Here is an 8,640-nt window from a genome sequence, read left to right as displayed (position 1 = left end):
CTTTTTTATCTTCTTGTAAATATTGATCTAATAACATTCCAGTATCACATACTAAAGGTTTAATTTCTTTGGCATATTCTTTATATTCATTATAAATACTTTCTACTGTAAATTTACCTTCTAATTCAGGATATTCCATTAATTTCATTGGGAAAGTTTCTTTTAATCTCTCTAAAAATAACTCTTCATCAATGAATTCACCCATTCTAATACCAATCCGACTATATTTATCAGTATAAGCAGGCCCGATTCCCTTTTTAGTTGTTCCAATACTGTTAGCACCTTTGCGTTTTTCTTGAATTTCATCAATTTCCAAATGATATGGTAAAATAACATGACAACGATCACTTACTTTAATTTTACTTGTGTCAATTCCGGCATCATTTAAATACTTAACTTCTTCTAAAAATGCTTTTGGATTAACAACCATACCATTAGCCATAATTACTTCATGACCACTAAAAATACCTGATGGTATTAACTTTAATGCAAATTTCTTTCCATCATAAACAATTGTGTGACCCGCATTATTTCCACCTGCATAACGAACCACTACATCAGCTTTCTGGGCAAGATAATCAGTTACTTTTCCTTTACCTTCGTCGCCCCACATACTTCCAACTACGACTACTCCAGCCATCAAATTCACACCTTTCTTATTTACTCTTACATTATATACAATCCATCAATAAATTGCATTATATTTATTGATAAAATAAGAGTTTGACTGATTTACAAAATAATTATAATATAGTTTTAGATATAAGTAAAATTAATAAATTATGATAATGATATTAATCATACTTATACCAATATAATAAGGAGCAAACTATGAACATAAAACTAGAACAATATAAAATATTTAATGAAGCTGCTAATACATTATCATTTTCCATTGCAGCTAGAAATCTATTTATTTCACAATCAGCTGTTTCCCAAACAATCAACAACATCGAAAAAGAACTACAGATACAATTATTTATCCGTCACTCTAAAGGAGTAAGTTTAACTAAAGAAGGTAAACTACTTCATAAACAAATTGACCAGGCTCTATCATTAATAACCGGTGTAGAAAACCAATTATCAAACTTCCATGATTTAAAAGATGGTCAATTAACTATTGGGGCCGGAGATACTTTTAGTGAATATTTCTTAACTAATTATATAGTTAAATTTAAACAATTATATCCTGGCGTAAAAATCAAAGTAATTAATCGTACTAGCTTAGAAACACGAGAATTATTAAAAAGCGATCAAATTGATCTAGGTTTTTTAAACCTCCCTATTAAAGATGATGATTTAATTATTAAAGAATGTTTTCAGGTTCAAGATATTTTTGTTTCAAATAAAAAAGATAACCACATTTATTCATTTGAAGAACTAGCTAAAGAACCACTAATTTTATTTGAACAATCATCAAACACTAGAAATCGTATCGATGACTTTTTTGCTAAAAGAGGTCTATTATTAAAACCATCAATTGAATTAGGCGCCCATAATCTGTTATTAGATTTTGCTAAAGCTGGTCTAGGAATTTCTTGTGTGATCAAAGAATTTTCTCAAGATTACTTAAATAGCAATCAAGTCTATGAAATTCAAACTACTGAGCCATTACCCAAAAGATCAATAGGTTTTGCTTATCCAAAACGTCGAACCCAATCAATTGCAACTAATAAATTTCTTGAATTAATTGATAATACAAAATTATTATAATTATATCCCAATCTATAGAAATACTTTATTTCAATCATTAATAAAATAACTATAATATTCAAATAATAGCTATCATTTACTATCAAATTTAAACAGAATATTCTATAATTTATTTATAAAAGATTTATGATAAAAACATATTCTATCTACAATCAATATGCTAAAATATTAACTGTAATTTATCTGTCGATGTTTATTATGCAAAAACACCCAGGGTTCGACAGTATCTTTTTCTTAATATCATAAATAGTATTAGTTATATTAACAAATAAACTATTGATTTATTTTTATTATTGTTATTTGCTTATAATTTTTTTGTTTAAATAATTCAAAATAACGGGTTACTAATCTAATCATTAAATGAAATGTAAATTTATGGAACAAATGACGGAACAAAACAGTTTGATTAGTTACTAATCTAATCATTAAATGAAATGTAAATTAAGGAGGTAAGTTGTGACGTGTATACTATAGAATTAGTTACTAATCTAATCATTAAATGAAATGTAAATGGTATATAGTTAATTATGTCAATAGCACCGTTTATTGTTACTAATCTAATCATTAAATGAAATGTAAATTTTTTGAATGCCATTATAATTAACGTGGCATTCAAAGTTACTAATCTAATCATTAAATGAAATGTAAATTAAAGTTAAAGAATTTGTTAAAAAGTCATAGTCTACGTTACTAATCTAATCATTAAATGAAATGTAAATATTGAACATGTTTTCTTGATAAATGGTGAGTCTGCTCGTTACTAATCTAATCATTAAATGAAATGTAAATTTTTTATCACTTCCACAAAGTGACAAGATTAAATACGTTACTAATCTAATCATTAAATGAAATGTAAATTTACGTTCAACTTTTAATCCATTGCTTAATGTAATAGTCATTAATCTAATCATTATATGAAATGTAAATACGGGATACTAACATCAGGGCCTTTCTGTGGACTAGGTCATTAATCTAATCATTATATGAAATACAATATTTTATTAGATAATATTAATTACTAATATTATCTACAATTAATTGATTTAAAAATACCAATGTACTATAATTTTATTGACAGAAAAAGGAGGATAATATGGAAGTTACAAAAGATATACGCTATGTAGGCGTAAATGATCATCAAGTTGATTTATTTGAAGGACAATATGTTGTTCCTAATGGAATGGCATATAATTCATATGTGATTTTAGATGAAAAAATTGCTGTTATGGATACTGTGGATATTCATTTCACTCATGAATGGTTAGATAATTTAGCTGATGTTTTAGGAAATAGAAAACCTGATTATCTAGTTGTTCAACATATGGAACCAGATCATTCAGCTAATATTCAAAACTTTATGAAAACTTATCCAGATACTACTATTGTAGCTAATGTAAAAACATTTAAAATGATGGATCAATTTTTTGATTTAGATCCTGATGTTAAAAAATTAACAGTTAAAAATGGTGAATCATTAAGCTTAGGTGAACATACTCTAACATTTGTTTTTGCTCCAATGGTACACTGGCCAGAAGTAATGGTTACTTATGATAGTAAAGATAAAGTACTATTTTCAGCAGATGGATTTGGTAAATTTGGTGCCAATGATGTTGAAGAAGACTGGGCTTGTGAAGCTAGACGTTATTACATTGGTATCGTTGGAAAATATGGTGCTCAAGTTCAAGCATTACTTAAAAAAGCTGCTGATTTAGATATTGAAATTATCTGTCCATTACATGGACCAGTTTTAAAAGAAAATCTAGGATATTATATCAACTTATATGATATCTGGTCATCATATAGTGTTGAAAGTGAAGGTGTGGTTATTGCCTATACTTCAGTTTATGGAAACACTAAAAAAGCTGTTGAATTATTAGCTAACAAACTTACAGAACGTGGATGCCCAAAAGTTTCTGTTTTTGATTTAGCTCGTTGTGATATGGCAGAAGCTGTTGAAGATGCTTTCCGTTATGGTAAATTAGTATTAGCAACAACAACTTATAATGCTGATATTTTCCCATTTATGAAAGACTTTATTAATCATTTAACTGAAAGAAATTTCCAAAATCGTACTGTTGCCTTAATTGAAAATGGTACATGGGCTCCATTAGCTGCTAAAGTAATGAAAGAAATGCTTTCAGGATGTAAAAACTTAACATTTACTGATACTACTGTAACTATTAAGTCAGCTGTTAAAAATGATACAACAGAAACATTAGATAATTTAGCTGATGAATTATGTCGTGATTACATTGCTCAATCTGATGATAAAGCTAATAAACATGATATGTCTGCGTTATTTAAAATTGGTTATGGTTTATATGTTGTTACAAGCAATGATGGTAAAAAAGATAATGGTTTAATTGTTAATACGGTAACTCAAGTTAGTGATTCACCTAATCGAATCGCTGTAAACATCAATAAACAAAACTATTCTCATCATGTAATTAAACAAACTGGTAAATTAAATGTTAACTGTCTATCAGTTGAAGCACCATATAGCATTTTTGAACGTTTTGGTTTCCAAAGCGGAAGAACTGCTGATAAGTTTGCTGATTTTAAACCATTACATTCAGACAATGGATTAGCCTTTTTACCTCGTTATATCAATGCCTTTATTTCATTAGAAGTTGAAAATTATGTTGATCTAGGTTCTCATGGTATGTTTATTTGTAAAGTTACTGAAGCTCGAGTTATGTCTGATAAAGAAACCATGACATATACATATTATCAAGATCATGTTAAACCTAAACCAAATACTGAAGGTAAAAAAGGTTGGGTATGCAAAGTCTGTGGTTATATTTATGAAGGTGAAACTTTACCAGATGATTTCATCTGTCCATTATGTAAACATGGTGTTGCTGATTTTGAACCAATTGAAAATTAGTCTTTTAAAAGCTTATCAATTATCATATTGATAAGCTTTTTTATTACTATTTGTGATTTTTTTCTAACAAAACTGCCTTTATTGCGTTATAATGATATGTAGAATACATTAAAAGGAGTTTGAATAATGATACCAAATTATAATGAAATGTATAACGAAGTTTTAACTGTGATGAACAATCATCCTCAAATGTACTTAAAGGATATTGTAAATGAAGTTGCTGATTTATTAAAACTATCACTCGAAGATAGAACTAAAATGTTAGATAATAATAAATCAACTATTTTATATTATCGTATTGGCTGGACAAAAACTTATTTAGTAAAAGCTGGCTTATTAGAAACGATTAAAAGAGGTTTATTTAAAATTACTCCTGAAGGAAAAGCAGTCTTAAAAACCGGAGTAAAAGTCACTGATGATTATTTGATGAAATATGATGATTTTGTTGATTATTATCACCGCTATAAAGAAATGTCTAATGGAAAATCTAGTAATAAAGATAGTACCCCATTAGAAAACATTGATAATTCACTAAAAATGATTACATCACGACTTAGCGATGAACTGTTAGAATTAATTCTTTCTAAAGAACCCATCTTTTTTGAAAAACTGGTCTTAGATTTGTTGGAGAAAATGGGTTATGCTTTTGATCAAGAATCAATTATTAGGACTCGCTATGGTAATGATGAAGGAATCGACGGTATTGTCAAAGAAGATAAATTTGGTTTCCGTAATATTTATGTTCAAGCTAAGCGCTGGAATAAGTTTAGTGTTGGACGTCCTGAAATCCAAAAATTTTTAGGAGCTGTTGCTGGTCAAGGTGGTACTAAAGGCTTATTCATCACTACTTCTACTTTTACTAATGAAGCCTTAGAATTTGCTAAAAAGCAATTACAAGTTAAACTAGTTCTAGTTGATGGAAAAATGTTAGCAAACCTAATGATTCAATATAACCTTGGTGTCAGTGTTGTCAAAACTTATGAACTTAAACAAATTGATGTTGATTATTTTAATAATGATTTAGTATAATTTAAAATCCTATGATTTCTATTTCTAAATAGCTAATCATAGGATTTTTATATCATTTAACTGCTATCTTTAATTTAATGACTGAGTCAAAAAACGATAGATTCTTTCGATTATTTTAGATTCTAGTTTATTATAAGACAGTGTTGGATCATTTAATAAAGGTATATCAAAACTATCAGTTTGATCTTGATATTCTAATTTGATTTTAACAATCGTTCCTAGTGGATGCTTTTTTGTATCAATATAAATATCCATAAAATCATCACTACCATTTTGACCTAAACTAAATTCATTTCGTAATCTAAAATCATCACAATCATAATAGATAAAATGCGAAGGCATTATTTTAGCTAATGCTTCTTTTAAATTCTTCTCCTTGATAATATAATTACTCAAAGCTTTTTCAATTTCCGCTTTAATTGGTGCCATTTTTCTATCAGCACTTTCTTGATTGCTAGCTTTAGTTCCTAGTCGAATTCTAACTGTTTCTTCTGAAGCATATAAGGCAATACTGACATCACTTTGATGATCAATTAGATCTTCCAATACTTCATCAACTTTACTTTCACCAATTCCCATAGTTAAAATATCATAAGTATAAATAATATCTTGTTTATACTTGCTTAAATAATCTTTTAATACATGATCAACTACGTATTTCATTTCTTTAGGTGGACCAGGTAAATTAATAATCATTTTTTCATCTTTAGTCATAACACAGCCGTTTGCTGTTCCAACCTCATTTTCTAAAACATAACAGTCTTTAGGAAAATAAGCTTGTTTAAAATTGTTATCTGGAACATCGTCATTGCCATTAACAAAACGGCATTTTTCATATACTTTTTGAGCCTCATCTTCTAAATAAACTAACTCTAATCCTAAATACTCAGCTGATAATTCTTTGGTTAGATCATCTTGAGTAGGACCTAACCCACCAGTAGTAATAACGCAATCAGCTCCACGTTTAAAAGCAATATCTAAACATTCTTTAAAGCGATCATGGTTATCACCAACTGTAGTTTGAAAATAGACATTAAAACCTAAATCTTTACACATTTTTTGAAGATATGTCGCATTTGTATTAACTATTTCCCCCAATAATAATTCAGTTCCGACATTAATAATTTCCACATTCATTATAAACAACCTCCATTTTTATCTACCCTTAAAATTTTTCTTTAAATAATTTATCTGCTCAAGTCTTTTAATAACTTTGGCTTCGGTACCTTGGTTCGTTGGATAATAATAACGTTTATCTTTTAAACTATCTGGCAAACATTGCATATTAGTAATCTTACCAGCATAATCATGAGCATATTGATAACCTTTGCCATATTCTAAATCTTTCATTAATTTAGTTGGTGCATTACGAAGATGTAACGGCACTGGTTCGGCAATAGTATTCAAGGCATCATGTTTTGCTCTTTCATAGGCAACATATAAAGCATTGGACTTTGGTGCTAAAGCTAGATAAGTAACACAATGAGCCAAATTAACATTACATTCAGGCATTCCAATATAATGACAAGCCTGATATGTGGCAACGGCAATTTCTAAAGCCCGGCTATCAGCCATACCAATATCCTCAGATGCAAATCTAATTAATCTTCTAGCAACATATAGCGGATCTTCACCGGCTTCGATCATCCGTGACATCCAATATATGGCCGCATCAACATCACTATTTCGCATCGACTTATGTAAAGCACTAATTATATTATAGTGCTCTTCGCCTTTTTTATCATATAAAAGTGATTTTTGATTAATACATTGTTCGATTATTTCTTTATCGACCGTAACTTCATCATCGTGGATACTTCCATTAAACACTGCCATTTCTAACGTATTTAAAGCCACTCTGGCATCACCATTAGCAAAACTGGCAATCATATATAATAAATCTTCATCAATATTAATTTTAATTTGGTCAAAGCCTTTAGGACTGATCAAAGCATATTTTAATAACTGCATGATATCTTCAGTAGTTAAGGCCTTCAAAACAAAGACCTTGCATCGAGATAATAAAGCCGAATTAATCTCAAATGAAGGATTTTCAGTCGTCGCTCCAATCAAAATAATGCTGCCACTTTCAACATATGGTAAAAAAGCATCTTGTTGAGCTTTATTAAACCGATGAATTTCATCGACAAAAACAATTGTCTTTTCACCTAGCGCCTGAACTTCCTGGGCTTTTTTCATCACAGCTCGAATATCTTTGATGCCACTAGTAACCGCGCTAAAATTGATAAAATTAGCTTTAGTTTGATTAGCAATGATTCGAGCTAAAGTCGTCTTACCAACACCTGGTGGTCCCCAAAAAATCATCGAAGGAACGATATCACTACTAATTAACTGATAAAGAATTCGTCCTTTTTGAACTAAATGTTTTTGACCAACATATTCATCCAATGTTTCTGGACGTAACCGATTAGCTAATGGTTCTTTGGATATCTTAGTAAATAAAGATTGCTGCTTCATCTTTTCACTTCCATTTCCATAAATATTATAGACGATAATGTCTCTAAAAGCAAAAATAAGAAACAGTTGCCTGCAATGTCATTAAGTTAAGGACTGAATGACATTCGAGGGTTATATTGCAAATATACCCTCTCTCTTTTTTTATTATTTTTTAAAGAAAAGTATTGACATTGCAACGATAGTGTGCTGCCTATTATCCATTTTTTATCAATCAATTTCAAACAATCTTCATCAAAAAACAGGCTTTTGTCTCCAATGTCATTAAGTTAAGGACTGAATGACATTCGAGGGTTATATTGCAAATATACCCTCTTTCTTTTTTTATTATTTTTCAAAGAAAAGTATTGACATTGCAACGATAGTGTGCGGCCTATTATCAATTTTTTATTGATAATAGGCCAATTGCTTATAGGTATATCTTGGAGGTACTTGATCATGAATAGCTATAAACATCTTAAAAACGTCCTTTTTCACAATATCAAAACACTTTCTCAAGTCTGTTCTATCTTCTGTGTCAATCCTGATGCTGATTT

General features: G+C 29.2%; 6 protein-coding genes and 1 CRISPR repeat array. Of the genes, 3 read left to right on the top strand and 3 right to left on the bottom strand.

Going from position 1 to position 8,640, the window contains the following annotated elements; translation table 11 throughout:
- On the bottom strand, window positions 1–640 hold a 640-nt coding region (locus tag Q0K54_RS07755), incomplete at its 3' end, for an adenylosuccinate synthetase (protein ID WP_294579893.1).
- 191 nt (window positions 641–831) lie between these two features.
- On the opposite strand from Q0K54_RS07755, the gene Q0K54_RS07750 reads away from it, so the two are divergent.
- The 3 genes from Q0K54_RS07750 to Q0K54_RS07740 all read left to right on the top strand — a co-directional run bounded on the left by Q0K54_RS07750 (window position 832) and on the right by Q0K54_RS07740 (window position 5,629).
- Window positions 832–1,713, top strand: a complete 882-nt coding sequence (locus Q0K54_RS07750) for a LysR family transcriptional regulator (protein ID WP_294579891.1) — start codon at window positions 832–834, stop codon at window positions 1,711–1,713.
- Between the two features lie 340 nt (window positions 1,714–2,053).
- A CRISPR array of direct repeats spans window positions 2,054–2,709; the repeat unit is 33 nt; unit sequence GTTACTAATCTAATCATTAAATGAAATGTAAAT.
- A 97-nt stretch (window positions 2,710–2,806) separates the two neighbouring features.
- A complete protein-coding gene (locus tag Q0K54_RS07745) occupies window positions 2,807–4,600 on the top strand; it encodes a flavin reductase (protein ID WP_294579889.1) in 1,794 nt (597 codons plus the stop codon).
- A gap of 126 nt (window positions 4,601–4,726) precedes the next feature.
- Window positions 4,727–5,629, top strand: a complete 903-nt coding sequence (locus Q0K54_RS07740; RefSeq protein ID WP_294579888.1) for a restriction endonuclease — start codon at window positions 4,727–4,729, stop codon at window positions 5,627–5,629.
- A 69-nt stretch (window positions 5,630–5,698) separates the two neighbouring features.
- Here Q0K54_RS07740 and Q0K54_RS07735 read toward each other — a convergent pair whose 3' ends face one another.
- Both Q0K54_RS07735 and Q0K54_RS07730 read right to left on the bottom strand, forming a co-directional pair.
- Window positions 5,699–6,766 carry a molybdopterin-binding protein gene (locus Q0K54_RS07735; RefSeq protein WP_294579886.1) on the bottom strand — a complete coding sequence of 356 codons (1,068 nt, stop codon included), beginning with the start codon at window positions 6,764–6,766 and terminating at the stop codon, window positions 5,699–5,701.
- 18 nt (window positions 6,767–6,784) lie between these two features.
- Window positions 6,785–8,107: a replication-associated recombination protein A gene (locus tag Q0K54_RS07730; RefSeq protein ID WP_294579885.1), complete on the bottom strand. Its 1,323-nt coding sequence runs from the start codon at window positions 8,105–8,107 to the stop codon at window positions 6,785–6,787.
- Window positions 8,108–8,640: the final 533 nt, after the last annotated feature.

The organism is uncultured Thomasclavelia sp. (assembly GCF_944324745.1).
Lineage (GTDB): Bacteria > Bacillota_I > Bacilli_A > Erysipelotrichales > Coprobacillaceae > Thomasclavelia.
Note: the sequence above shows the minus strand (reverse complement) of the source record. Positions and strands in the feature narration are given on the sequence as shown.

Excerpts from the sequence above, each read along its gene's own strand:
- Q0K54_RS07750 (WP_294579891.1), top strand. The coding sequence starts at position 832 with ATGAACATAAAACTAGAACAATATAAAATATTTAATGAAGCTGCTAAT.
- Q0K54_RS07745 (WP_294579889.1), top strand. The coding sequence starts at position 2,807 with ATGGAAGTTACAAAAGATATACGCTATGTAGGCGTAAATGATCATCAA.
- Q0K54_RS07740 (WP_294579888.1), top strand. The coding sequence starts at position 4,727 with ATGATACCAAATTATAATGAAATGTATAACGAAGTTTTAACTGTGATG.
- Q0K54_RS07735 (WP_294579886.1), bottom strand. The coding sequence starts at position 6,766 with ATGAATGTGGAAATTATTAATGTCGGAACTGAATTATTATTGGGGGAA.
- Q0K54_RS07730 (WP_294579885.1), bottom strand. The coding sequence starts at position 8,107 with ATGAAGCAGCAATCTTTATTTACTAAGATATCCAAAGAACCATTAGCT.